Origin of the sequence: Xanthomonas arboricola pv. juglandis (assembly GCF_001013475.1) — a bacterium.
Lineage (GTDB): Bacteria > Pseudomonadota > Gammaproteobacteria > Xanthomonadales > Xanthomonadaceae > Xanthomonas > Xanthomonas arboricola.
In genome coordinates this window covers 838,188-862,746 of the sequence record NZ_JZEF01000002.1, presented here as the reverse complement: position 1 = coordinate 862,746, position 24,559 = coordinate 838,188, and the positions used below count along the sequence as shown (strand labels likewise).

At 67.4% G+C, this 24,559-nt stretch carries 24 protein-coding genes and 1 other RNA gene; 10 read left to right on the top strand and 15 right to left on the bottom strand.

All coding sequences use genetic code 11. The annotated features are described in order from the left end of the window. Positions 1–116: 116 nt before the first annotated feature. From XARJCFBP2528_RS09105 to XARJCFBP2528_RS09095, 4 genes are all read right to left on the bottom strand, one after another. A complete protein-coding gene (locus XARJCFBP2528_RS09105; protein ID WP_026064500.1) occupies positions 117–1,118 on the bottom strand; it encodes an arabinogalactan endo-1,4-beta-galactosidase in 1,002 nt (333 codons plus the stop codon). 844 nt (positions 1,119–1,962) lie between these two features. Next, positions 1,963–2,038: non-coding RNA, sX9 sRNA (locus XARJCFBP2528_RS22310), on the bottom strand. A gap of 86 nt (positions 2,039–2,124) precedes the next feature. Continuing rightward, the gene (locus XARJCFBP2528_RS09100; protein WP_026064501.1) at positions 2,125–3,450 is read right to left on the bottom strand and encodes an XVIPCD domain-containing protein; all 1,326 of its coding nucleotides are present in this window, start codon (positions 3,448–3,450) and stop codon (positions 2,125–2,127) included. Continuing rightward, on the bottom strand, positions 3,447–4,106 hold the full coding sequence (locus XARJCFBP2528_RS09095) for a hypothetical protein (protein WP_026064502.1): 660 nt from the start codon (positions 4,104–4,106) through the stop codon (positions 3,447–3,449). Before XARJCFBP2528_RS09095 ends, XARJCFBP2528_RS09100 begins: the two co-directional genes overlap by 4 nt. A gap of 237 nt (positions 4,107–4,343) precedes the next feature. Here XARJCFBP2528_RS09095 and XARJCFBP2528_RS09090 point away from each other — a divergent pair, with 237 nt between their 5' ends. The 4 genes from XARJCFBP2528_RS09090 (at position 4,344) to XARJCFBP2528_RS09075 (ending at position 8,008) form a co-directional block, all read left to right on the top strand. Further along, a complete protein-coding gene (locus tag XARJCFBP2528_RS09090) occupies positions 4,344–6,293 on the top strand; it encodes a SpoIIE family protein phosphatase (protein WP_209236020.1) in 1,950 nt (649 codons plus the stop codon). After that, entirely contained in the window at positions 6,293–6,724 is a 432-nt protein-coding gene (locus tag XARJCFBP2528_RS09085; protein WP_016903270.1) for an ATP-binding protein, read from the top strand. The genes XARJCFBP2528_RS09090 and XARJCFBP2528_RS09085 overlap by 1 nt, the downstream gene beginning before the upstream one ends. Continuing rightward, complete coding sequence (locus XARJCFBP2528_RS09080; RefSeq protein ID WP_005923815.1) at positions 6,721–7,140, top strand: STAS domain-containing protein; 420 nt, start codon at positions 6,721–6,723, stop codon at positions 7,138–7,140. The genes XARJCFBP2528_RS09085 and XARJCFBP2528_RS09080 overlap by 4 nt, the downstream gene beginning before the upstream one ends. Before the next feature lie 244 nt (positions 7,141–7,384). Next, complete coding sequence (locus XARJCFBP2528_RS09075) at positions 7,385–8,008, top strand: HAD hydrolase-like protein (RefSeq protein WP_016903271.1); 624 nt, start codon at positions 7,385–7,387, stop codon at positions 8,006–8,008. Positions 8,009–8,165: 157 nt separating this feature from the next. Here XARJCFBP2528_RS09075 and XARJCFBP2528_RS09070 read toward each other — a convergent pair whose 3' ends face one another. From XARJCFBP2528_RS09070 to mdcA, 9 genes are all read right to left on the bottom strand, one after another. Next, on the bottom strand, positions 8,166–8,885 hold the full coding sequence (locus XARJCFBP2528_RS09070; RefSeq protein WP_016903272.1) for a GntR family transcriptional regulator: 720 nt from the start codon (positions 8,883–8,885) through the stop codon (positions 8,166–8,168). Between the two features lie 79 nt (positions 8,886–8,964). Then, positions 8,965–10,305 carry an SLC13 family permease gene (locus tag XARJCFBP2528_RS09065; RefSeq protein ID WP_016903273.1) on the bottom strand — a complete coding sequence of 447 codons (1,341 nt, stop codon included), beginning with the start codon at positions 10,303–10,305 and terminating at the stop codon, positions 8,965–8,967. Between the two features lie 87 nt (positions 10,306–10,392). Further along, on the bottom strand, positions 10,393–11,313 hold the full coding sequence (gene mdcH / locus XARJCFBP2528_RS09060) for a malonate decarboxylase subunit epsilon (protein WP_016903274.1): 921 nt from the start codon (positions 11,311–11,313) through the stop codon (positions 10,393–10,395). 178 nt (positions 11,314–11,491) lie between these two features. Next, a complete protein-coding gene (gene mdcB, locus XARJCFBP2528_RS09055; protein ID WP_026064503.1) occupies positions 11,492–12,304 on the bottom strand; it encodes a triphosphoribosyl-dephospho-CoA synthase MdcB in 813 nt (270 codons plus the stop codon). Positions 12,305–12,654: 350 nt separating this feature from the next. Continuing rightward, positions 12,655–13,296, bottom strand: coding sequence for a malonate decarboxylase holo-[acyl-carrier-protein] synthase (gene mdcG, locus XARJCFBP2528_RS09050; protein WP_016903276.1), 642 nt, complete (start codon positions 13,294–13,296; stop codon positions 12,655–12,657). 2 nt (positions 13,297–13,298) lie between these two features. Further along, positions 13,299–14,003 carry a biotin-independent malonate decarboxylase subunit gamma gene (gene mdcE / locus XARJCFBP2528_RS09045; protein WP_047124590.1) on the bottom strand — a complete coding sequence of 235 codons (705 nt, stop codon included), beginning with the start codon at positions 14,001–14,003 and terminating at the stop codon, positions 13,299–13,301. Next, positions 13,994–14,914, bottom strand: coding sequence for a biotin-independent malonate decarboxylase subunit beta (locus XARJCFBP2528_RS09040; protein ID WP_016902873.1), 921 nt, complete (start codon positions 14,912–14,914; stop codon positions 13,994–13,996). The genes mdcE and XARJCFBP2528_RS09040 overlap by 10 nt, the downstream gene beginning before the upstream one ends. A 244-nt stretch (positions 14,915–15,158) precedes the next feature. Then, positions 15,159–15,476 (bottom strand): malonate decarboxylase acyl carrier protein, encoded by a 318-nt coding sequence (mdcC, locus tag XARJCFBP2528_RS09035; protein WP_016902872.1) that lies wholly within the window; start codon positions 15,474–15,476, stop codon positions 15,159–15,161. A 9-nt stretch (positions 15,477–15,485) separates the two neighbouring features. Continuing rightward, entirely contained in the window at positions 15,486–17,132 is a 1,647-nt protein-coding gene (mdcA, locus tag XARJCFBP2528_RS09030; protein ID WP_016902871.1) for a malonate decarboxylase subunit alpha, read from the bottom strand. Between the two features lie 192 nt (positions 17,133–17,324). Here mdcA and XARJCFBP2528_RS09025 point away from each other — a divergent pair, with 192 nt between their 5' ends. Together XARJCFBP2528_RS09025 and XARJCFBP2528_RS09020 are read left to right on the top strand one after the other, a co-directional pair. Then, positions 17,325–17,867 (top strand): PadR family transcriptional regulator, encoded by a 543-nt coding sequence (locus XARJCFBP2528_RS09025; protein ID WP_026064409.1) that lies wholly within the window; start codon positions 17,325–17,327, stop codon positions 17,865–17,867. Positions 17,868–18,223: 356 nt separating this feature from the next. After that, positions 18,224–19,012 carry a siderophore-interacting protein gene (locus XARJCFBP2528_RS09020; RefSeq protein WP_039811469.1) on the top strand — a complete coding sequence of 263 codons (789 nt, stop codon included), beginning with the start codon at positions 18,224–18,226 and terminating at the stop codon, positions 19,010–19,012. A gap of 407 nt (positions 19,013–19,419) precedes the next feature. On the opposite strand, the gene XARJCFBP2528_RS09015 is transcribed toward XARJCFBP2528_RS09020, so the two are convergent. Further along, complete coding sequence (locus tag XARJCFBP2528_RS09015; protein ID WP_016902868.1) at positions 19,420–20,151, bottom strand: YceI family protein; 732 nt, start codon at positions 20,149–20,151, stop codon at positions 19,420–19,422. A 229-nt stretch (positions 20,152–20,380) separates the two neighbouring features. Further along, a complete protein-coding gene (locus XARJCFBP2528_RS09010; protein ID WP_016902867.1) occupies positions 20,381–20,971 on the bottom strand; it encodes a malonic semialdehyde reductase in 591 nt (196 codons plus the stop codon). Positions 20,972–21,107: 136 nt separating this feature from the next. Between XARJCFBP2528_RS09010 and XARJCFBP2528_RS09005 the strand changes: the two genes are divergently transcribed. The 4 genes from XARJCFBP2528_RS09005 to XARJCFBP2528_RS08990 all read left to right on the top strand — a co-directional run bounded on the left by XARJCFBP2528_RS09005 (position 21,108) and on the right by XARJCFBP2528_RS08990 (position 24,535). Then, entirely contained in the window at positions 21,108–22,055 is a 948-nt protein-coding gene (locus XARJCFBP2528_RS09005; protein ID WP_016902866.1) for a mitochondrial fission ELM1 family protein, read from the top strand. Between the two features lie 50 nt (positions 22,056–22,105). Beyond that, on the top strand, positions 22,106–22,969 hold the full coding sequence (locus XARJCFBP2528_RS09000; RefSeq protein WP_039811472.1) for a DUF2145 domain-containing protein: 864 nt from the start codon (positions 22,106–22,108) through the stop codon (positions 22,967–22,969). Next, on the top strand, positions 22,966–23,469 hold the full coding sequence (locus XARJCFBP2528_RS08995; protein ID WP_016902864.1) for a hypothetical protein: 504 nt from the start codon (positions 22,966–22,968) through the stop codon (positions 23,467–23,469). The genes XARJCFBP2528_RS09000 and XARJCFBP2528_RS08995 overlap by 4 nt, the downstream gene beginning before the upstream one ends. A 508-nt stretch (positions 23,470–23,977) precedes the next feature. Beyond that, complete coding sequence (locus XARJCFBP2528_RS08990; protein ID WP_024937878.1) at positions 23,978–24,535, top strand: VUT family protein; 558 nt, start codon at positions 23,978–23,980, stop codon at positions 24,533–24,535. Positions 24,536–24,559: the final 24 nt, after the last annotated feature.

Sequence of the window (24,559 nt, the reverse complement as noted above, 5' to 3'; positions counted from 1 at the left end):
AAGGGCCACCGGCCGGAATGGACCGACACGCATACCCGTAGGAGCGCACCCGGGCGCGAGAGGCGTTACCGGTGAAGCCCGTCGCGCCCGGGTGCGCTCCTACGGCGGTGGGGTGGTCAGAACGCTTGTAGCGCTTCGGTCAGCTGGCCGTTGTTGTTGACCGCGCCCATGGTGTAGCCCTGCCAGCCGGGGTAGGCGTTGGGCTCCCAGTAGAAGATGCCGAGCACGCGCGACCCGATGGCGCTGCTGCGGCTGAGCAGGTTGGTGAGCATGGCGCGGGTGGTGGCGGCCTGCTGCCAGTCCATGCCGACCTCGGCCACGATCACGCCGCTGCCGTAGCGGGAGATCATGTCGCGCATGTTGGTGTCCAGCCGGTTGTTGTAGTCCTGCCAGCTGCCGACCGGCGGGTAATGCGACATGCCGATGACGTCCCACTTGCCGCCGGCCGAGCGCAGGTTGTCGAAGAACCAGCGGAAGTTGGCGTTGTCGTAGCCGTTGGCCAGATGCACGATGACCTTGGCGTTGGGGTACACCGCCTTGGTGGCGTTATAGCCGCTGTTGATGAACTGGCCCAGCGTGGCGAAGTTGGGCGTCTTGCCCTCGTTCCACAGCATGCCGCTGTTGATCTCGTTGCCCACCTGCACCCAGCTGACGGTGATGCCGTTGTCCTTGAGGTATTTGAGGATGCCCTGGGTGTGGCTGTAGACATCGGTATTGAGCTGGGCGACGGAGTGGCCCGCCCAGGCGGCGGGCTTGGTCTGCTTGCCGGGGTCGGCCCAGCTGTCGCTGTAGTGGAAGTCGATCATGATGCGCATGCCCTGCGCGGCGGCGCGCTTGGCCTTGTCCAGGGTGTCGCGGCCATCGTTCCAGCCGCCGGACGGGTTGACCCACACGCGCAGGCGGATGGCGTTGCCGCCCACATCCTTGAACAGCTTGATGAAGTCGGTGGTGTTGCCGGCCGCATCGCGAAACACTTGCGGCGGGTTGGCCGCGGCCTGCTGGTTGAGCCAGCTGACATCGGCGCCCTTGGCGATGCCCTGCGCGCCGGCGCCGGCACTAAGGCCACCCAGCAGCAGCACCAGCAGCAAACGGTGGTACCCCTTGCGAAAAACGTGCATGAACCCTCTCCCTTGATCGATGGATGTCGCGCCACATGGCGCCCTGCCTGATCCCCCTGAACTCGCCGCGTGCCTGTGGTGAATGCGGCGCTGCCCGCAGCGGCCAGACACGCCGCGAAACGGTGGCGATTGCAGCACGGCGGCGCAATGCGGTCGCGCTCGCTATAGCTGCTGCGTGGTTGCGGCATATCTCGCGGCGGCAAACACCTTGCGCCAGCGAACTGGCGATATTTTCGCCAGCGCATTGTTGTGCGGGTGCAACAGAAAACCGCCGCGATAGTGCGCAGCGGGTCTGTCACTGGCGATCGGTCGCTGAGGTGACAGGCGTGGTCGACTGTTAGGGCAGCACAAGCAGACCTGGGCTCGATGCGATGCGATGCGGCGACGTGCTGCCGACTTCCCGGCACCGGGGCGCGTTGCTGGAAGCACATACCATCGTCGTACGCACGCCGCTCACTGCTCACCGCTCACCGCGCGCAGCGGCAGCGGCTGCGGCTGCGGCTGCGGCTGCGCTGTGACTACGGCTGCGTGGCTGTGGCTGTGGCTGTGGCTGACAGCTGATTCTGTAAGGACACCCCTGGCTCGATTACCGTCACCGGCGCTGCGCGGCAAAGTGCGATTCCAGCTCGACAGCAGCAGCCCGACGGGTGAAGACCGCCCGCCTTCTAGCTGCCCTGCCCGCTCGGCGCACTCGACAAGCTCGCGTCCGTAGGTGGGCAGCGGCCGAACGAAAAACGCCGGGCAAGCCGGCGTTTTTTCTGTGCACCACGCGATGGCAGCAGTTGGCAGATTGAAGCGCCGCCGCGTCAGCGCTGCGGGTCAGGCGCATCACCGTATCAAGCGCGACTCCCAACGTGTAGCGAGCGGCCGTCAAATGGTGCGGATGGCGCGCTCAGCACCGCAGTGCACGCGTGGTCCACGCCGATTCCGAGGAGCAGCCGCGCCCACCTGATGGCTGCGCAGCCGTTTTGTCGACCGCTCCGCGCCCATGCATGCATGAACGCGCTCAGCCCAGCGCGCGTGCGCCCTGCTGTTGTTGCTGAGTCTGGGTTTGCTGCTGCTCCAGCGCCACCGCTTGGCGTGCCGCATTGTCTGCCACGCGCTGGCTGCTCTGCTCCAGCGGGGTGTTCATCGCGGTCATGGTTTCCACGCTGACGCGCAGCTGCGCGGGGTCGTCCACGCGGCCCTGCACGGCGAAGGTGCGTGCGGCATCGGGGCTCATCATCACTGCGTCGATGCGCTGGCCGCCGGCGGCGTGCATTTCCGAGGCGAGCGAGCCGGACAACTGGGCGCTCTGCTGGTCGGGCGCGCGTCCTGCACGTGCGTCCTGTGCGTGCACGCCACGCTGCGCGTCCTGGAACAGGGCGTTGCCCACATGCCCCGGCTGGTCGATACGCAGCGAGGTGTGCTCGTTGCCGTGCTCGCGTGCGTCGTGCTTGGCAGGCTCGCCCGGAGCGAGCGGGCCACGGATGGCGTCGATGGCGTCCTGGCCGAGGCCCTTCGGCCCCCGGCTCAACAAGGTGATGCCGGCGCGGATCTCGCTCAGATCTGACCGGTACTCGTTGATCAGCCGCTCGTTCTTCTCGGCAAGCTGGCGAGCATTCGGGTCATTGAGGGGCGAGCGCTCGCCGAGAAAATTGCCTAATTTATGGTAACCAAGCGAAGCGACCGACGCGGCAACTGGCGAATCAGGAATCAAAAAATTGGCCTGACTGTTGCTATAACCCGCCGCGCTCAGCGCCGCAATCTCTTGCGGCCTTGCGTAAATACGCACCTGCCCGAAATGAGGCGATGCCGCGCTGACCGGATCGGAAGCCATCACGTGATTTACCACGTTGGTTCCGCCCTCGGGTATCCGATATGCAAGGCTAGCGGCCCCGTATGAATTAAATGTCTCGCCTTTGAGATCGAAGTGGTGGGCTGTTACCTGGGCCAACGCGCCGCCCAGGGAATGACCGGTGACGCTAACTTCAGGAGCGTGCCCGCTGCGTTGCGCCTGCTTGCTCGCATAGTCCAAGGCATGCTTGGTCAGCGCGATTGCATCAGCAGCCTGCGGATTGTCGCGATTGAACACCATCGAGCCGTCGGCCTGCACGGCATCACGATAAATTTCTTCGGTGCCCCGATGCGCAACGACGATGTCTCCACCCCCTACGCGCTGATAAATGGTTCCCTGATAACCGGTCCTGCGATTATTGACATGCTCCAGAACTTCATACGTCGCGCCGCCAACATCTAACCGCTCGCGACCACCCGGCCGCCGCACGCCCACCTCACGGTCAACGTACCCGTCGTTCGACAATACAGCATATTGCTGAGATGTCGGCTTCATGGCCGTGCTTCCTTGGCGACAACAGTGACCGAAAACAGTTCCTCGCGCAGCTCCGGCTTAAAATCTGCTGCGTTGGACAACCCCATGTCGGCATAGTTTTCGATGTCTTCGCGCGGGTACCCGCCTTTCCAAAAATAGAGTGTCGCCGGCTTTCCGGAGATTATGTCCTTGAAATCGAGGAACGGGAGAAACTCTGTTTCAGCGGCTGCACCAGTCGCTTTCAACGACACACGAGTGCCAGTCAATTCCCAATGACAGACGCCACGGCCGTAGTAATCCTCGTCTTGCATAAGATCAAGGTAGATGGTGCCGTGATACTCCTGCTCGGAGACTTTCTGCAATGCGAATGATTCGTTACTGGTAATGCGACGACCGACACCTGTTTCAGGGTGGATACGCCCACACTCGCTGTCGTTAGTAACGTCGTACTGCGCGTACCCATTGACAGCTCCGAACGCTCCCGGTGCTTTGTCGATCTTGACGGTGACCTCATACGCCTTGCGCGGGCTCGGATTCAACTTGGCAAGGCCGCGGCCACCGGCCTCGACGTCGGCTTCTGCAGCGGCCTCGGTTGCGGGGGATTGGGTCTGGGTCATGCTGGTCTCCGGGGCGTTACAGGCCGTAAGCAAAAGGGCCAGCAGGCTCGGGGTCAGAATCTGGCGCAAGGCCGGCCTCCATGGCGATAGGGGGAGTCAATCTAGTTTGCTTGACCCGCTGGGGTCAATTTACGGCAGCTGAGGATGAGGCGGCCGTGAGCCGGTTGCCGGCGGCCGTAAAACTGCCATGATCGAGGCCATCCGCCGCCACGGAAGCGCGCCATCTCCACGGGTCCCACATCGCCAGCCGACAGCGTGGCCGCCACCCCGCGGGTGCACTGGCGGCACAGCCTGCGCATGCGCGTGTTGCTGGCCGCCACTGCGGTGCTGGTGGTGTTGCTGGCGTTGCTGGGCACGGTGTTCTACCTGGGGGCACGCGCCGAGCTGGTGGAGGCGGCGCGCACCGAGGTGGATGGCCTGACCGAGCAGACCGCACGCAGCCTGGCGGCGATGCTGGACTCGGTGCAGGTGAGCGGCCGCACGCTGGCGGCCAGCAGCAGCGCGGTGGGGCTGCAGCCGTTCAACCTGCGCGCGCTGCTGCTGGCCACGCTCAGCGGCGATCCGGATATCGGTGCTGCGCGGTTGATCATCGAGCCGCGCACGCAGAAGGCGCGCGACACCGGGTTTGTCTGGTACGTGCATCGCGACGGCACGCGCGTGCTGGAGAAATCGGTGCAGGACCTGGGCTACGACTACCGCGCGATGCCGTGGTATCTGCGCACCCAGCGCGAAGGGCGCGCGTGGTGGTCCGAGCCGTATCTCAACGCCAATGGCGGCAATGCGCTGTACACCAGCTACAACCTGCCGTTGCGCCGGCCGGGCGATGCGGTGGATGCCGCGCCGGTGGGCATGGTCAGCGTGGACCTGCCGCTGCAGCACCTGCGCGAGATCATCGACCAGCTGCCGCGCGACATCGGCATCCAGCCGATGCTGCTGTCGCCCGAAGGCATGCTGGTGTTCAGCCCCGACCCGGCGCTCAACCTGCGTTACACGCTGGAGCGCTACGTGGCGCATTCTCGACCGGATCTGGCACCGCTGCAGCGCGCGGTGGCGGCGGGCCAGCCGATCTCGTTCGCGCACACCGCGCCGGATGGCGAGCGCTTTTTGACCCATAGCGCGGCGGTGGGGCGCAGCGGCTGGACCTTTGTGCTGTCCGCCTCGGAGGGCTATGTGCTGGCGGGCCTGAACTGGCTGGCCGCGTGGGTGGCGCTGGCGGCGTTGCTGGGCGCGGTGGTGTGGTGGTGGCTGATGGGGCGGATCACGCGCAAGCTGACGCGCCCGATCGAGGAATTGACCGATACCGCCGAGCACTTTCGCCGTGGCGAATTCGCATACCCGCTGCAGCACATCGAACGCCGCGACGAGGTGGGCGTGATGGCGCGTGCGTTCGACAGCGCGCGCGATGCGATCCGCGACCATATCGCGCAGATCGGCGAGATGACCGCCGCGCGCGAGCGCATGCACAGCGAGCTGCAGATTGCGCGCGAGATCCAGCAGGCGATGCTGCCCTCCGGGCGCACCTTCGACCGCGCCAGTTCGCATCTGGAAACCTGCGCCTGGCTGGAACCGGCCAAGGCGGTGGGCGGCGACTTCTACCACTTCGTCGAGACCGAGCCGGGGCTGCTGTGGTTCGTGGTGGGCGATGTGTCCGACAAGGGCGTGCCGGCCGCCTTGTTCATGGCGCGCGCGGTGAGCGTGCTGGAAATCGCCGCGCGCCGGCATACGCGCCCGGACAGCATCCTGATCGCCGCCTCCACGCGGCTGGCCGAAAACAACGACACCTGCATGTTCGCCACGGTGCTGTGCGGGGTGATCAACGTGGTGAGCGGCGACTACTGGCTGGCCAGTGCCGGCCACGAGCCGCCGGTGCTGATCGACATCGACGGCAGCGCGCGGCCGTTGCCGCTGGACACCGGCGCGCCGCTGGGGATCGAGCCACAGGTGGCCTACCCGGTGCTGCAGGGCCGCATGAGCGCCGGGCAGACGCTGCTGGGCTATACCGACGGGGTGACCGAAGCAATGGACGAGCAGGGCGCCAGCTACGGGCTGGAGCGCCTGCTCGGCGCCTTGCGGCCACGCCGCAGCGCGGCGGCGCAGTGCAAGGCGGTGATCGCCAACATCGCCCACTTCACCGGCCAGGCCGACCCGTACGACGACATCACCCTGCTGGCGATCCGGCTGCGCCAGGAGCATGCTGGGCGGGTCGCAGACGCTGGCCGGGACGCACCCGGAAAGGCAACGACCTGATGAAGCTCGACCTGGCCATCGCGCCCTCGCTGGCCCAGCTGGCCGGCGCCAACGACGCGCTGGAACACTCGCTCACGCTGGAAGGCCTGCACGCCGAGCGCATCGGCCAGGTGCGGCTGATCGTGGAAGAGCTCGGCTGCAATGCGCTCACCCATGGCCAGTGCGCCGAGCAGCCGCTGCGCCTGCAACTGCAGCTGGACCCGCAGGCGCTGGTGCTGGAGATGCACGACCCCGGCAGTGCGTTCGACCCCACCACCGCCGCGATGCCGGACCTGAGTGCCGAGCTCGACGAGCGCACGATCGGCGGGCTGGGGCTGTTCCTGGTGCATCAGTTCGCCGATCACATCGACTACCGCCGCGATGGTGCATACAACGTGGTGCGCGTCACCCTGCTCCACCCGTACGCCCCCGTCCCCGAGGCCCTGTCATGACCACGCTCGCCATCCAGATCGACCCGCCGCAGGACACCCGTCAACGCGTCATCCTGACCGGGCGCCTGGACACCCACACCTACCAGGATCTGGACGCGGCGCTGTCGCCGCTGCTGGGCACCCTGATCACCACGCTGGTGCTGGACCTGACCGCGCTGGAATACATCTCCAGCGCCGGCATCCGCTGCATCTTCAAGGCGCGCAAGGCACTGGCCACGCGCCAGGGCAAGGTGCTGGTGACCAACCCGCAGCCGCAGATCCGCAAGGTCTTCGACATGGTCAAGGCAGTGCCGCTTAGCGATGTCTTCGCCTCCACCGAAGAGCTGGATGCCTACCTGGCGGCGATGCAGCGCAAGGTCATCGAACAGCATGCGCAAGGCGATACGCCGATCGTGCCGCATTTCGCCGAGGCCTGAGCGCGGCCAGCGCCGCACCGCTAACCGGCGCCGGATGGATGTAGACGGCGCGCTCGGCAGAAGGACACGCTTGGTACATGCCGACCCCGGCATCGGACGCCCGCCCGCCTGCCTGGCGATGCGTGCAGCGGTTGTGCCGATCGCTTTGCGGTGTCGCCTCGCCTGTGCGCACATCGGTGGCGTGTCTGCGCACGGCGTGTGCGCGGCAGTGGTTAGGCTATGACGCCCCGATCCCTGCGTTGCGATGCCCAAGCTGATCATCTTCGATTTCGACGGCACCCTGGCCGACTCGTTCGGTTTCTTTCTGAGCACGCAGCGCGTACTGGCAGAGCGGCACGGCTTCCGCGCCGCGCAAGCGCATGAAGTGGACGCCGCGCGCCGCCTGAGCACCCGCCAGCTGCTCAAGCAATCGGGCCTGAGCAGCTGGCGCATCCCGCTGGTGGCCGCCGACTTCATCCGCCTGATGCGTGCCGCCCCACCGATGGCCTTGTTCGACGGCATTGCCGGGGTGCTGCAGGCCCTGCACGCCCGCGGCACCTGCCTGGCCCTGGTGTCGTCCAACTCGGTGGAGAATGTGCAGCGCGCGCTGGGCGAGGAGCTGAGCGCGAAGTTCGCAGTGATCGACGGCGGTGCGCATCTGCTGGGCAAACAGCGCGCCTTGCGTCGCGTGTTGCGCAGCGCCGGGCATACCGCAGCGCAGGCGGTGTACGTGGGCGACCAGGTCGCCGACTGGGAGGCGGCGCAAGTGGTGGGCTTACCGTTTGCTGCAGTTGCGTGGGGCTATGCGCATCCGGACGTGTTTGCCGGCTTGGCTGAGACGCGGGTGATCGAACGCGTGGATGACTTGCTTGCGTTGGGCGGGGAGTAGGCGGCGGGGATTGGGGATTGGAGATTCGCCAGAGCGAGAAGCTTCCCGGTGCTGCGTGCGCACCTACCCTCATCCGCCCTCCGGGCACCTTCTCCCGACGGGAGACGGGATGTGCGATCTCGGTGCGCGGGGTGATGCGCCCGGACAGCGCCGACTGCTAGACCCCACCCACCCTCGGCAAGGGCGCCGGCACGTTCAACATGCCGCCCGCTGCCACATACGCTGCCAAGGCCTGGCCCTGGCTCAGCAGATGCCCGTGCATCGTGCGCTCTGCGCCTTCGGCGTCGCCGCGGCGCACGCACGCCATCAGCTCGCGGTGCTCGGACAGCGACTGCGCCATGCGCCCGGGCGTCAACAGCTGCCGGCCGCGGTGCATCTTGAGGATGCGGTGCAGATCGTGGGTGACGCGGATCAACCACGGATTGCCGGCGTACTGCTGCACGGTCTCGTGGATCAGATAATTGTTGCGGTAGTACTCGGCCAGGTCGCCAGCGGTGGCGGCGGCTTCCATCGCCGTGTGCAGCTCTTCCAGGCGTTGCACGCCGGCCGCGTCGATACGCTTGACCGCATCGTGGGCGCAGCGGCCTTCCAGCATCGCCATCACCGGGAACAACTGGTTGAGGTCTTCCAGCGTCAGCCGCGTGACCCGGCTGCCGCGGCCGGCGTCCAGCTGCACCAGGCCTTCGGCGGCGAGCAGCTTGAGGCTCTCGCGCAGCGGGGTGCGGCTGATGCCGAGTTCCTCGGCCAGCGCCGGCTCGTCGATCCACTCGCCCGGCGGCAGCGCGTAGTCGTAGATCTTCTGGCGCAGGCGCTCGGCCACTTCCTCGTACAGCGGTACGCGCTTCTTGGCGCTGCGCGAATCAGGGGCGAGGGTCATGGCAGGCGGGTCGTCGATGCTGGCGTGGGGGCGCCCATTCTACCGGGGCGCCCCAATGCCCTGCCGGACGCGGGCCGGATCACAGCCAGCCCGGCACCACGAACAGCAGCCAGGCCACCAGCGGCCCCAGCAACACCACCAGCCCGCTGTAGACCAGGAAGCGGCGGAACAGCGCGTCGCGCTCTTCCTTGGCGGCCGAGGCCACCACCAACGCACCGTTGGTGGAGAACGGGCTGACATCGACGATGGTGGACGACACCGCCAGCGCGCAGATCACCCCGGCCGCGCCAAGCTGGCCCTGCATCAGGAACGGTACCGCCAGCGGAATGGTGGCGCCCAGCACCGCCGCCGACGAGGCGAATGCGGAGACGATGCCGCCGACGTAGCAGACCAGCAGCGCCCCCAGCAACGGCATGCCGATATGCGATACGCCGGTGCCGATGTAGTCCACCGCGCCGGCCTTTTCCAGCACTGCCACGTAGGTGACCACGCCGCTGATCAACAGCACCGTGGACCAGCTGATGCCGTCCACCGCGCCCTTCTGCGCGCTGGGCGAGATCAGCGCCAGCGCCACCGCCACGGTGATCGAGACCAGGCCGACGTTGAGGTTGTAGACCAGCGCGGCGATGCCCAGGCCGAGCAGGCCGACCAGCGTGATCACCCGATCGCGCGTGATGGCGACCGCCTCCAGCGCCAGCGGATTGGTCGACAGGGTGCCGCCACCGGCAGCCACCAGCGAACCATGCCCTTCGATCGCGAACGGGCGCTTGGAGGCCTGGTCGTCGGCCACCGCCACATACTGCGCATCGGCCAGCGAGACTTCCTGCCGGCGCATCAGTTTGAGCCCGCCGAAGGCGCAGAAGCAGATGATCGCCATCATCAGGTTGAAGCCCAGGCTGGTGAGGAACACCGCCATCTCGGTGACGTCCAGCCCGGCCTTTTCCACCACCTTGTTGGTGATGCCGCCGTACACGCTGATCGGCGAAAAGCCCTGCGCGCCATGGATCACCAGCAGGCCCATCATCAAGGGATTGATGCGGTACTGCTTGGCAAAGCGCAGCGCCACCGGGCCGATGATGGCCACCGCCGCCGGCCCGAGCGCACCGAAGGCGGTGAGCAGGCCGGTGATGACGAACATCACCCAGGGAATGGCGACGATGCGCCCGCGCACCGCCCAGTGCACCAGCAGATCGATGGTGCCGTTCTTCTGCGCGATGGCGAACAGATAGGTGATGCCGACCAGGGTCAGGAACAGGTCGCCCGGAAAGCCGGCCAGCACCTCCTTGCCGTCCAGACCCACCCACACGCCGCCGATGATGAAGGCCAGCGCGAAGGCCACCGCGCCCATGTTGATGGGCAATGCGGTGGCGACGATGAACATGATCACCAAGCCAAGAATCGTTGCAATTTGCGGGGTCATGCGCCCTCCCAGACACCTGATACGCGTACAGCACGGATGGCCACCCGCCACCCAAGGGTCACGCCGTGTGCAGCACCTGCTCGACCGTCATGCCGCGCGCTCGCATGCGGCGTTGACCCACTCGACCACCCCGTGGGTACTCTGAAATTCGTCGACCGATCGCGCTTCGCAGCCCGGCACGCGCTCGCGCGCCATGCGCGCCAATGCGCTGCCTGGCCCCAGTTCGAGAAACACCCGCGCGCCGCGCTCGGCGGCCTGCACCAGCACCTCGGACCAGCGCACGGTCTGTGCGATCTGTGCGGCCAGCGTGTCCACCACCAGGGCCTGCGTGGTGACGGCACGCGCATCGATGCCGGCCAGCACGCGCAGCCTGGGCGCCTGCACGGCCGCGTTGTTCAATTCGACGGCGAAGGCGTCGGCGGCCGCCCGCAACCACGGCGTATGCGCCGGCACGCTCACCGGCAGCGGCGTGACGCGTGCGCCCTGCGCCTGCGCTGCATCGCCCAGTGCCTGCAGCGCCGCCTGCGGCCCACCGAGCACGGCGTGGTCGTCGCCATTGACGATGGCGATGGCCGCGCCATGCGTCTGGCACAGCGCCTCGAGCGTACGCAGCGGCAGGCCGAGTACCGCCATCAAGCCGGCATGTTGCGGGCTGGCCGCATCCATCAGGCGCGCGCGGGTGGCAGCCAGCTGCAAACAGGTGGCGATCTCCATACTGCCGGCAACCGCATGCGCGGCCAGCTCGCCGACGCTGTAGCCCAGCACCAGCACCGGCGTGGGCAGCTGCGCACGCAGCACCTGCCAGTGCGCCAGCGTGCCGGCGCAGACCAGCGGCTGTGCGATGGCATTGGTGTAGCGGGAGTTGTCTGCGGCCAGCGTTTGCGCCGAAGCGCCAAGCAGCTCGCTCGCGGCAGCGATTACCTCGGCCGCGGCAGGCGCATCGGCAACCCGCGCGAACATCGCGGCGTGCTGCCCACCCTGGCCGGGACAGAGCACGGCCAGGCTCATTGGATGGCCTGCTTGCAGAAAATGCTGTGCCTTGTGCGAGCGTGGCCCTCATTCGCGCTGCGGGCACTTTGTTCCGTGACCAGGACAAGCACGCCGTTCACTGAGACAGTGCGAAGAGCCGCGCAGCCACACGCCTGCAGGGACGTCGCCTTCGCAGTTGCCAGTGCTCGACACAGGCTCATGCCGTCTCCTGAGAGTGCAGGAACCAGGCACAGGCCAGCAGATCGGCGCTGCCGCCCGGGCTCAGACGACGCGCGACGAATTGCCTGCCGATGGCGTGCAAGCATGCGCGCCACTGCGGGTGCGCGATGCCGCCATCGTCCAGAAACGCATGCGCCTGCGCCTTTGCGTAAGCCAGCCCGTCTTGCCCGCCGCGATGCAGCAGGTTGAGATCGTCGACCTCGGCAATCAGGCGCATCAGGGTCTGCGCCAGTGCGGCCTCGCGCGTGGCGTCGCTGCGCAATGCGCTGCGTAGTGACGGCAGTGCGATCTCGCGCAGCAATGGATACCCGGCCGCGGCCTGTTCGCGCACGCCACTGATCCGAAACGCCGCGCGCACGCGCTGGCCATTGCTGCGTGGATCCAGCGGCGCGGCCCGCAACGCATCGCGCCACTCTTTTACCGCGCTGCAGACTGCTTCGCCGCTAGGGGCATGCCCGTGCACGGCACGCAAGCGCGCCGCCTGCGCAGTGAGCAGGCCCAGGCTGAAGATCGCACCGCGATGGGTGTTGATGCCGCCGGTGGCGCGCAGCATCGCCGCTTCGGCCGCGATGCCGAGCTGGCGCAATTGCTCGAACGGCGCGTTGTCGATACCGGCCTGTGCAATCGCGACGAAATAGCCGCGCAGGGCGAACAGGCTGCGCAGAAATGTCGACGCATCCATATCGGCATGGCTGCCGCTGTCGAACGGCGTGACCAGGCCGGGTTTGGGCGCGCAGCCGAGTTCCGTATGCAGGGCGGCGACCGCCAGCCGACCCAGCCGATGCGCCAGTGCGCCGGCAGTGCCGGCTTCAGGATGCGATGCGTCTTGTCGGGCTGCACTGTCTTGCAGCTCGCCATGCGTGCATGCAACGCGCGATGGCGCATGCACGCGGTCCGAACCATCGTCTGCGGGGGCAAGGTGCAGTAGCGGCTGCGGTGGTACGTCGTGCGCCGCTGCCGGTGTCGGTGCGAGCGTCGATTGGCGATCGGCACGAATCAGGTGCGTCGACTGGCTGGCCGCATCAAGCAGGGATGGTGCGATGCCCATTTCCTTGGCTCCTGTCACTGGCCGCTGCCGCTCCACCGCGTTGCAAGGCGTCACGGAGCGCCTGGCATCGGCAGTGCGTTCGACCAGTGTGCTCATGCCGCGCTCCACACCGGAAACAGCGCGCTGCGCGGCAGCAAGCGGCAGCCGTTGGTGGACTTCACCAAGACCTGTTGCGCGCTGCCGGCGTATTCGCGCCAGTTCACCGCGGTGTCGTCGGGCAGCAGCAGTTCGCCGTCTGCGCGCAGCCCGTGGCGCTGTTCCCAGCGCTGCAGCACTGTCACCACTGCCTGCGCCTGCTCGGGTGTGGCGATGGACCACAACAGGTCCAGATCCGATTGCGCGTGCACATACGCAAGCCCGGTCAGGACCTGCCATGCGAAGCTGCCGAAGACGCGCGGCTGCAGGGCGTTGGCATTGCACTGGGTCAGCAAGGCCTGCAGTGCAGGCTGCGTTGCGGCGGGTGCGGCTGCGATCACCGCGTCCAGCGCCAATGGCGCGGTGCTGCGCGCAACCTCGTCCAGGCCGGCGCTCAAGGCCAGGCGTTGCTTGCCTTCGTCTGGCGGCAACGGCACGCCCAGCCGCAGGCTGCCGGGTGCCTCGCTGCCATCGCCACGCGCCACCACTGCCGGCAGACCTGCAGCAAACCACTGCTGCAGCCGTGGCTGCGCACCCGGCGTCAGCGCTTGCCAGCGCGCGCCGGGATGCAGCCACAGCAGTGCGTGGCGGCCGGGCATGCTCAGGCCTCGCCCGCAGCCACGGCCGCAGCGACATCGCGCGCCAGGGTGCGCCCGCCACGCTGCGCGCCAAGTGCCCGGCGTTGATCGCCATCGCTGGGCGCGGCCAGGGCATCGCGCAGCGCCTGCGCCAGATCGCCGTCCCAGAGCGACTCCACCGCGCCCATGCGCACGTAGTTCTCCACCCCGGGCGCGAACACCGGCGAGCTCTTGCTCAGCGCCTGCAAGGTGTCCACGCTCTGCTTGGTGACGCGCGCCATCGCGCGCAGATCCATCACCCGGATCTGCGCATCCGGCAATGCGTGGATATGGTCGGCCATCAGACCGAACGACAGAAAGCCGCCGCTGACCGATTCGCCATACACCAGCGTGACCAGCCGCGCGCCGCGCTTGCGCGCCAGATCCAGCGTGCGTGCCAGATGCGCGAAATAGCCGTTGATGCCCAGCAGTTCGTCGCGGCGCGCCAGCCGTTGCCCGGCGGTATCGGCCAGCATCACGATCGGCCGCTGCGGATGCGCGCGCGTGCTCGCCAACACGGTCGCCGCCAGTGCCAGCGCGTGGTCCACACCGACTTCCAGCTTGTTGGCGGTGCCGATCACGGTGACCTCGCCCGCGGCCGTGGTGGCACTGCCGGTGAGCACATCGTCGTTGCGGGCGATCGCGTGGCCGAGCGGAAACAGCTGGTCCAGCAGTTGGCTCAGTTCCATGGCGTGCTCCGGTCGGCGGTGGCGGCGAGGAAGGCGTCGGTGTCCAGCAGCGGCAGGCGCTGCGCCTCGACAATGCCCTGCCGCTGCCAGATCTCCAGGCCGTCGCGGCAATCGCCGTAGGCGGCGATGCGCGCGGACAACTGCTGCTGCGCAAGTTCCAGCGCCTGCAATGCGGCCTCGCCTTCCGGCTCGGCCAGCGTGTCCAGCGCCTGCACGGCGGCATCGGCGAATGCGGCGATGCGGTCGGCCACCAGCGTCTGCGCCTCGCCCAGCAGATAGCGGTGCTTGCCGCCGGTGACGCGCCACACCAGGGCGCGATCGCGCGCGTCGAACTCCTCCACACCGCGCACGGTTTCGATCACGTCCGGGCCGGACAGCGACAGGCGGCCTTCTTCGGACATGATCACCGCGCTGCAGCAGCGCGCCACGATGCCCATGCCGCCGAAGGCGCCGTTGCCGCTGCCGATCAAGGCCAGCACCGGCACGCCGGCGGCGCGCGTGTCCAAGGTGGCGCGCATGATTTCGGAGATGGCGATCAGGCCGGCGTTGGCTTCATGCAGACGCACGCCGCCGGTGTCGAGCAGCAACAGCACCGCCGCCGGTTGCGTGGCGGTGGCGCGTTCGAGCAGGCCGGTGAGCTTGGCGCCGTGCACCTCGCCGACGCCGCCGCCCATGAAGGCGCCTTGCTGCGCGGCGATCAGCACGTTACGCCCACGCAGCGTGCCTTCGCCGACGACGATGCCGTCATCGAAGGCGCCGGGCGTGTCCAGCTGGGCCAGATGCGGGCTGATCAGGCGACGGCGCGGACCGACGAATTCGCGGAAGCTGCCGGCATCCAGCACGCCATCGATGCGCTCGCGCGCATCGGCCTCGTAATAGCTGCGCTCGGCGATGGGAATGGTGGTGCTCATACATATCTCCCAACGACATGCGTAGGAGCGCACCCGGGCGCGACTGAAGCGTTACCGGGAACGCCCGTCGCGCCCTGGTGCGCTCCTACGAGATTGCTGTGGTGTGCCGGTTCGTTGTGGCGGCGCTCGGCACTATCGACAGTGCTCCCGACGACGCGCGTAGGAGCGCACCCGGGCGCGATTGCAGCATTACCGGGAAAGCCCGTCGCGCCCGGGTGCGCTCCTACGGGGTGAGAGGGGCGGCTCATGCGGCGGCTCCCTGCAGGACGTCCAGCGCCTGCTCCAGGCGCAGGCTCACCACCGCTGGCGTGGCGCCGACATCGTTGATGCTGATGCGCACATCGCGCAGCGGATGGCGCGCGGCGAAATCGTCCAGCACCGCCTGCCAGATGGTGCCGAAACCGCGCGCGGCGGTGAGGATCTCGATCTCCATCGCGCCGTCCAGCGGCACACGCTCGACCAGCACTTCCAGGTTGCCGGAGGCGACCACGCCGACCAGCGCATGGTCCAGCCCGGCGCGTGCGCCATGCTGACCATCGAAGCGATACCGCAGGGTTTCCATGCTGTGCCCCTACCAGTTGCGAAAACGTTTCGGCGGGTCGTACAACCCACCGGACCAGCGCACCAGGTCCTTGACCGTGCGCGCGGCGAGCAGGTCGCGCGTGGCATCGCGTGGCCGGATGCCCAGGTCTTCCGGCCGCTTGATGACGCCGCGATCGCGCAGGTTCTCCACCGCGCGCTTGTCGCGGCCCAGGCCGACGGCGGTGTAACCGGATACGCCACGGATGGCCTGCTCGCGCTCTTCGGCGCTGCGGCACAGCAACAGGTTGGCGATGCCTTCCTCGGTCAGCACGTGGCTGACGTCGTCGCCATAGATCATCACCGGCGGCAGCGGCATGTTGGCGCGCTCGGCCAGCTCCCAGGCATCGAGCCTGTCGACGAAGGCCGGCGCCATGTGCTCGCGGAAGGTTTCCACCATCTGCACCACCAGCTTGCGTCCGCGCGGCATCTCGCCGGGGCGCGCCGCCTCGCGCCCGGCCTTGAGCCAGACATCGCTGGCGTGCCGGCGCCCGCGCGCGTCCGAACCCATGTTGGGCGCGCCGCCGAAACCGGCGATGCGGTCGCGCGTGGCGGTGGAGCTGTTGCCCTGCAGATCGATCTGCAGGGTGGAGCCGATGAACATGTCGCAGGCGTACAAACCGGCAGTCTGCGACAGCGCCCGATTGGAGCGCATGCTGCCGTCGGCGCCGGTAAAGAAGATGTCCGGGCGCGCGGCGATGTAGGCCTCCATGCCCAGTTCCGAACCGAACGAATGCACCGAGTGCACGAAACCCGATTCGATCGCCGGGATCAGCGCCGGATGCGGATTGAGCGCCCAGTGCCGGCAGATCTTGTCCTTCAGCCCCAGCGATTCGGCATAGGTGGGCAGCAACAATTCGATCGCGGCGGTGTCGAAGCCGATGCCGTGGTTGAGCCGGTCCACGCCATATTCGGCGTAGATGCCCTTGATCGCCATCATCGCCATCAGCACCTGGATCTCGGAGATCTGCGCCGGGTCGCGGGTGAACAGCGGTTCGATGTAGTTGGGCCTGGGCGCCTGGGTGACGAAGTCCACCCAGTCGGCCGGGATGTCCACGCGCGGCAGCGTGTCGACGATCTCGTTGACCTGCGCAATCACGATGCCGCCCTTGAACGCGGTGGCCTCCACGATCACCGGGGTGTCTTCGGTATTCGGGCCGGTGTAGAGATTGCCGTGGCGGTCGGCGGCCTGCGCGGTGACCAGCGCGATGCGCGGGGTCAGGTCGATGAAATAGCGGCCGAACAATTCCAGGTAGGTGTGGATGGCGCCGATCTCGATGCGGCCCTCGCCGACCAGCCCGGCCAGGCGCGCGGCCTGCGGGCCGGAGAACGAGAAGTCCAGCCGCTTGGCGATGCCGCGCTCGAACACGTCCAGATGCGCGGGCAGCGACAACACCGATTGCACCATGTGCAGGTCGTGCACGCGCGCCGGGTCCACCTCGGTGAGGCAGCGCGCCAGGAAGTCGGCCTGCTTCTGGTTGTTGCCTTCCAGGCAGACGCGGTCGCCGGGTTCGATCACCGCCTCCAGCAGCGCCACCACATCGTCGGCGGCCACCACGCGCCCCTGCGGCGCCAGTGCTGCGGCGCGCTGCAGGCGCTGGCGCCGGCTTTCGGCCTGGGTGTCCCACTGTCGACTCATGCGTCTGCCTCATCGGGCCGGGCCCGTAATGTCGAAATAATTACATCGTAATTATGGAAACCAGCTGTGTCTAGCCGCGTTGCAGCATGGCGGCAGGGATAACCAGGCCGGTCAGCCGGGCGACAGGCAAGCGCTTGCGGGCCAGCACGCTTCGATATATCTTTTCGCCATGCTTCGATATATCGAATGACGATGCGCTCCCGCCATGACGACCTGCCGAGCGAGTTCGATCCATCCGCAGCGCCCAGTGCGACGCGCCGTGGTGGCGCCGGGCGCGCACGGCCGCTGGAACATGGCGACCTGCGCTTGCTGCTGCTGGCGCTGATCGAGCAACAGCCGCGCCATGGCTACGAGTTGATGCGGCAGATCACTGCGCTGTTCAAAGGTCTGTACACGCCCAGCGCGGGCGCCATCTATCCGGCGCTGGCGCAGCTCGAAGCCGATGGTTGGGTGCAGACCGCGCTGGACGAAGGACGCAAGCGCTACCAGGTCACCGCCTCCGGCCGTACGTATGCGGCGCAGCACCGCGACGCACTGGATGCGGCGCTGGCCCGCACCCACCGCCGCGCGCGCGAGCTGATCAAGGCACAGACCCCGGCGCCGATTCGCGAGGCCATCCACCGCATCAAGCACGGCCTGTTTGCGCGGCACGGGCAATGGACGGATGCAGAAACCACACGCATTGCCGCGCTACTCAACGCCGCCGCTGACGGCATGGAGCGCGACGACGGCTGAGTACGTCTATCGCCGTGATCCGAAGCCAACCGATGCTGGCTTGATTGCGCCTTGCGGCAGAGCCGCGTCATCGCGGTGGTTGCGTTGCGTGGCGTCAGTGGCATGCATGCATTGCTGTCCCTGCGCTGTTCTGCGATTTGATCAGCGTGTCGCTGCACGACATCGACCTTGCTTGTTTGGCAGATACACGCGGCTTCGCCCGCACCCATAACCCCCTGCGGGGCACCTTCTCCCGATGGGAGAAGGCTGAGCAACAACCGCTGTTCCTTGCCAGCTCGCTGGCCAGATCGTCGCATCACCGTTTGCAGTCACTCCCCCGCCGCGCATCTGCGCGCCACATCCAGGAATCGCACTACATGGCCATCCACACCCACACCCAACTCCGCCGCGATCCGCGCCTGCGCTCCGTGCAGGTGGTGCGCTGCGAATCGCTGACGCCGCAGATGCGCCGCATCGTGTTTGGCGGCAGCGAGCTTGCCGGCTTTCAGAGCGAGGCACCGGACGATCACGTCAAGCTGTTCTTCCCCAATGCCGATGGCGCCTTCGTGCTGCCGACGATGACGCCGGAGGGCCCGCGCTATGCCGAAGGCGCGCTGCCGTCGCCCGGCCGCGATTACACCCCGCGCGCATTCGATCCGCAAAGCGGTGAGCTGAGCATCGACTTCGTGCTGCACGGCGACGGCGTGGCCTCCAGTTGGGCGGCGCAGGCACAGCCCGGCGATACGCTGAAGATCGGCGGCCCGCGCGGCTCGTTCCTGGTCGCCGACGACTACGACCACTACGTGCTGATCGGCGATGAAACCGCGCTGCCCGCGATCGGCCGCTGGCTGGAAGCGATGCCCGCCGACATGCATGCAGAGGTCTTTATCGAAATCGCCGATGCGGCCGAGCGCCAGGAACTGCTCAGCGCCGCCGAGGTGGAGGTGTACTGGCTGGAACGCAACGGCTTCGATGCCGCCAGCAGCACGTTGCTGGAAGACAGCCTGCGCGATTACGAGCCGCACGACGGCGACACGTTCTACTGGATCGGTACCGAATCCATGCGCGCGCGTGCGATGCGCAAGTTTCTCGAAGAGCACATGGGCGTGGACAAGGACTCGGTGCGCGCGAAGGCCTACTGGAAGGCTGAATCAGCTCCGCACTAACGGACAGCATGGCGGCGCTGGGTGCGGGGTTTCACTCAAACGGCGGTTGATGTGTCGCTTTTCCGCAGGGCCCTTGGCCGCCCACCATCGCGGGGCACGCCGCAAGTACGTCCCTGTAGGCTCTTACGCGGCATCCATGCCGCGTAAGGCCCCGCGACGGTAGACGGCCAAGGGCCAGTCGAATTGATCGGTCTGCATGGCTTTCAATTAAACGAGCCGCAAACTGTCTGCTGCAGTGTCCTCGCCGCTCGCGGGCTCGATCGCATTGCCCATAAAAAAAGCGGCGCCTCCCACCGAGGTGGAGAGGCGCCGCTTTCTTCAGTGAACAGCATCAAGCCAATCCGCGGGCTTTTGCGTTCCGCACATCGGTGCGATCGCTCGCACCGATGCATCGACTGCGCAGCGACTTACTTGGCAGCAGCAGCGTCACCGGCCTTGGCCTGCAGGGCTTCGGTGGTGATGCGGATCTTCACTTCGTCGCTGACGTTCGGGGCGTACTGGCCCACGCCGAAGTCGGTGCGCTTGATGGTGGTGGTGGCGTCGAAACCGGCTGCTGGCACCTTCTTCATCGGGTGCTCGCCGGCACCGTTGAGGGTGACGTCCAGCACGACCGGCTTGGTCTGATCCTTGATGGTCAGATCGCCGGTGACGGTCAGCTTGTTGGGGCCGGCCGCTTCGACCTTGGTGCTCTTGAAGGTGGCGGTCGGGAACTTGGCCGCGTCGAAGAAGTCACCGCTCTTCAGGTGCTCGTCGAACTTGGCGGTGAAGCTGTTCAGGCCCGACAGCGGCAGGGTCACCTGCACGGTGGACTTGGTCACGTCGGCCGCGTCGTACACCAGGGTGCCGTCGACATTGCCGAAATGCGCGCTCGGGTTGGAGAAGCCGAAGTGGCTCCACTGCGCGATCACGTCGGTGTGGCTCGGATCCAGCGTGTAGGTGCCGGAGGCCACTTCCACGGCCGGCGCGGTCGAGGCGGCCGGCGCAGCAGCCGGGGCCGGGGTGGTGGCAGCGGCATCGGCCGGTGCGGTGGCGGCCGGGGTGTCGGCAGCCGGTGCGGCGGCGTTGTCGGCCGGCTTGGAGCAGGCGGCGATGGCCAGGGTCAGGGCAAGCGGCAGCAACAGTTTGTGGGTGGTCTTCATTGAAACTCCTTGAGATGAGGGACCGCATTGGATCAACGCGGATGGAACAGACGCAGACGGACGAGGACTGCAGGAAAATCGAAACGTGCGCCCGGGGCGGATTGCACAAGGCGCGGTCGTCAGGTGGTGCGGGTGGCGCGCCCCGAAGCCGGAGTGTACGTGGCTCCTGCCTGCCGGAGCGCCGGCTGCGCCCGCCTGACGGTGCGCGCAGCCGCGGTGCCCGCCGCTGTTACTCGATGCGTGCGGCTTCGTCGAAGCTCAGCCGCGGCAGCCGCGGGAACAGCTCGGCCGGATCGCCGTAGCCCAGATTGACCAGGAAGTTGGACTTGATCGGCGTGCCGGCAAAGAACGCCGCATCCACCTTGTCATTGTCGAAGCCGGACATCGGGCCGGCATCCAGACCCAGCGCCCGTGCGGCCAGGATCAGGTAGGCGCCCTGCAGCGAGCTGTTACGGAACGCGCCGGACACGCGCATCTCGCGCGAGCCTTCGAACCAGCTCTTGGCGTCGGCATGGGGGAACAGGTACGGCAGCTTTTCGTGGAACTCCTCATCGGAGCCGATGATCACCGTGACCGGCGCGGCCAGGGTCTTGGTGGCATTGGCCTCGGACAGTGCCGGCTTGAGCTTCTGCTTGCCCTCCGGCGTGGTCACGAACACGAAACGCGCCGGCGACCCGTTGGCGGCGGTCGGGCCCCACTTCAGCAGATCGTAGAGCTCGCGCAGCTGCGCCTCGCTGACCGGCTTGTCGAGAAAGGCGTTTTGCGTGCGGGCGGTGCGAAACAGCTGATCCAGCGCGGCAGCGTCGAGCAAGTCGGACATGGAGACTCCGGGAAGCAAGGGAATGGGCGACAGTAGGGTGCAGCACCGGCGCCAGCGTGAAGACCCGCAGTGTAGAGTGACGCGATTGCGGCAACACACGCTCAATCTGAAACAAATCTATGTCGGATCTGAAACGATGGCGCTGACCTGGGCGGTCAGCGACGGCCGCGCCGGCAATGCACGCCAGGCCGAGGCCTTGGCGCAGGCGCTGCACTCCGCACCGGTCACGGCGCTGCATCTGCAGGCCCGCGCGCCATGGCGTTGGGCCGCACCGCGCCTGTTGCCGGGCGCGCAGGCGGCGTTTGGATCCGGCTTCGCCCGGCAATTGCAGCAGCCGCCGGCGCTGGCGATCGGCTGCGGGCGCCAGGCCGCGCTGGCCACCCGGTTGCTGCGCGCGCGCGGCAGCCAGGTGGTGCAACTGCTGGATCCGCGCCTGGACCCGCGTCACTGGGATCTGCTGGTCGTGCCCGAGCACGATGCGCTGCGTGGCGCCAACGTGCTCACCCTGCTCGGCAGCCTGCACCCGGTGGACGATGCCTGGCTGGCCGCCGGGCGCGCCGCCTTCGCCGCGCTCGGCGCGCTGCCCGGCCCACGCGTGGCGCTGTTGATCGGCGGCCCCACCGCGCAGCTGCCCTGGACCACCGAAGCGCTTGCGGCACTGTGCACGCACCTGCGCGCGCAGGTGCTCGCCGCCGGCGGCAGCCTGCTGGTCACCACCTCACGGCGCACCCCGCCCGAAGCGATCGCGACGCTGCGCAAGCTGCATGCAGGCCTGCCAGGCCTGCTGTGGTGCGACGAGCGCGACGGGCCCAACCCGTACGCCGGCCTGCTGGGCTGGGCCGATGCGATCGTGGCCAGTGCCGACTCGGTCAACCTGCTCTCCGAAGCCTGCGCCACGCGGGTACCGGTGGCAGCGGCGTTTGCCGGACAGGCGCAAGGCCGGGTGGCGACGTATGTGCGGGCACTGCAGGCACGTGGCCGTCTGTGCGATGCCGGCGATGTTTTCGCAACGCCGCCGCAACTTCACCCATTGCGCGAAACCCAGCGCATCGCTGCACTGGTGCGTGCGCGCCTGCGCGTATGATGGTGCCGCCGCCGATGCCACCGGGCAGACACAAGGACGCTGCACTCCCCATGCAACTTGCACACAAACGGCGCGGCTGGCCTGCAACGGCGCTGTTGCTCGTCTCCCTGACGTGCGCACTCCCCGCCTTCGCCGCGCCGGTGTGCACCCCGCACTATCCAACGCCCGCCACGCTGGCGGCGATGTTCGACATGGCCAGGTCCACCCAGCAGGCGCTGGACGCAGTGGACGGTGCGCAGGTCGTGCTGCTGGCACGCGGCGGCCAGGATCTGAGCCACTATGGGCTGAAACACAGCCATCTGGCCTTCGCGCTGCGCGAGGACGACGGCACCTGGCGGGTGAAGCACCTGCTCAATCACTGCAAGTCGGACAACTCCGCGCTGTATCACGAAGGTCTGAGCAACTTCATCGGCGAAAGTGCCCTCACTGCCGATCTGCGCGTCGGCGTGCCGGCACCGGCGCTGCAGCAGCAACTGCGCACGTTGCTGCGGGATCCGGCCACGCTGGCACATGGGCTGCACGAGGCGCGCTACAGCATGATCGCCTACCCGTTCTCCACCGATTATCAGAATTCCAACCAGTGGGTGCTCGAAGTGCTGGCGGCTGCATTGGCGGCGACCCACACAGCAGATGCGACAGCTGCACCGGCGAGCGATCGACGCAGCGCGCAAGCCTGGCTCAAGCGCAACGGCTACCAACCTACCCGCCTGCATCTGGATCTGAGCAAGCGCATCGGCGCCCGTTTCTTCGTCGCCAATGCCGCCGTGACCGACCATCCCGCCAGCGAGCGCATCTCCGGCAACTATTCGGTGATCACGGTCGAGTCGGTGTTCGATTTCCTGCAGCAGCAACAGATGCAGCAGCAGGACCAGTCCATTCCACACAGCGTTGCCACGCACGGAGCATCTCCATGAACATCCCTCTTCGATCTGCCGGCCTTGGGCTGCTGCTGGCCATCTCGTTTGGCCAGCCGATGCAGGCCCATGCAGGCCTGACCACGATCACCCGTGGCGATGCCTCGGCGATGTCGGCGATCCTGGTGATCTCCGCGCCGTACTTCGTGTCGTTGGCGCTGGGCCATAGTGCCATCGCAGGCTCGGAAGCCTTGAGCGACGCATCGCACAAGGCCTCGGCCGGGCCGTTGCCGCCGATGCGGGTGAAGTCGGTGGAAAAAAAGACTGACGGCGGCTGCCAGGTGCAGTTGCAGGATCCGGCGAACGCCGAGAACACCGCGCTGCTGCGCTGGCCGGCCCGCCAGGACGACCCGACTGCGGGCTTTCGCGTTGGCGAGACGGTGACCTTCCAGCCGAGCCCGGCTGGTGCCGGCTGGACGGTGCAATCGCCACAAGGCCAGGCGCTGGCATTCGTGCCGACCGCGGAATCTGCCGCGCAGAACAGCAGCACCACCTGGTGATGCAGGGAAGCCGCTTGCAGACGCTGTCGGCCAGGATGGCGCGTCACTGACGCACCGTTTGCGGACATGGTGCTGCGTGCCGTGCGCGCAGAGGCATCTTCCACTGTCTGCCGAACTGCCTGCGTGGCAGTTTGTTGATCGTCCCCGATGTGTACGGCCGCGTGCAGTTGCAGAGCCTTGGCGCGCCGATGTCTGCCACGCACGCAGGTAATTGCCAGCGCGCTGATCGCGCCGTAATCGGTAACGCTATAAGCGCAGATTGACCTGGTGACCCGCCGGCATGCGCTCAAACGGCAGCGCAGCGCAACGCCGGAGTGCTCACGCATCACGCGGTTGCGCGAGCACGAGCGATCCGCAGCGCGTCACTCACCAATGCTGGCGGCCATGCGTGACCGGCATGCTGGTTGGACCAGCAGCACGCGGCCGTGTCGTGCATGCGCATTGGCGCACTGGCCCGCATGCGCCAACGCGCGGATAATCCGCGCTGTTCTGTCACTACCGCACCGTCATGTCCAGCACCGCGCCGACGCCGTTCGCCCCACTCACTGCGCGCGCATTGGCGTGGGCGGTCCTGGCCATGGGCGCGGTGGTGCTGTTGTCCAACATCCTGGTGCAGTACCCGATCAACGATTGGCTGACCTGGGGCGCGTTCTCGTATCCGCTGGCGTTTCTGGTGAGCAACCTGATCAATCGGCGCTTCGGCCCGCGCGCGGCGCGCAAGGTCGCCTGGTGCGGGTTTGCGCTGGCGGTGGTGTTGTCGCTCTGGCTGGCCACCCCGCGCATCGCGGCGGCCTCGTGCACCGCCTTCATCGCTGCGCAGTTGCTGGATATCAGCGTGTTCGACCGGCTGCGCAGTGGCAACTGGTGGCGTGCGCCGATCGTGGCCACCACCTGCAGCGCCACGCTGGATACGACGATCTTCTGGAGCATCGCCTTTGCCGGCGCTGGCCTGCCATGGATCAGCTGGGCGGCCGGCGACCTGGCGGTGAAGCTGGGCATGGGCGTGTTCCTGCTCGGCCCGTTCCGCGCACTGCTGTGGCGCAGTGCGCCGCGCCCGCAGGGCTGATCGGCTCGCCTGCGCACCGGCAAT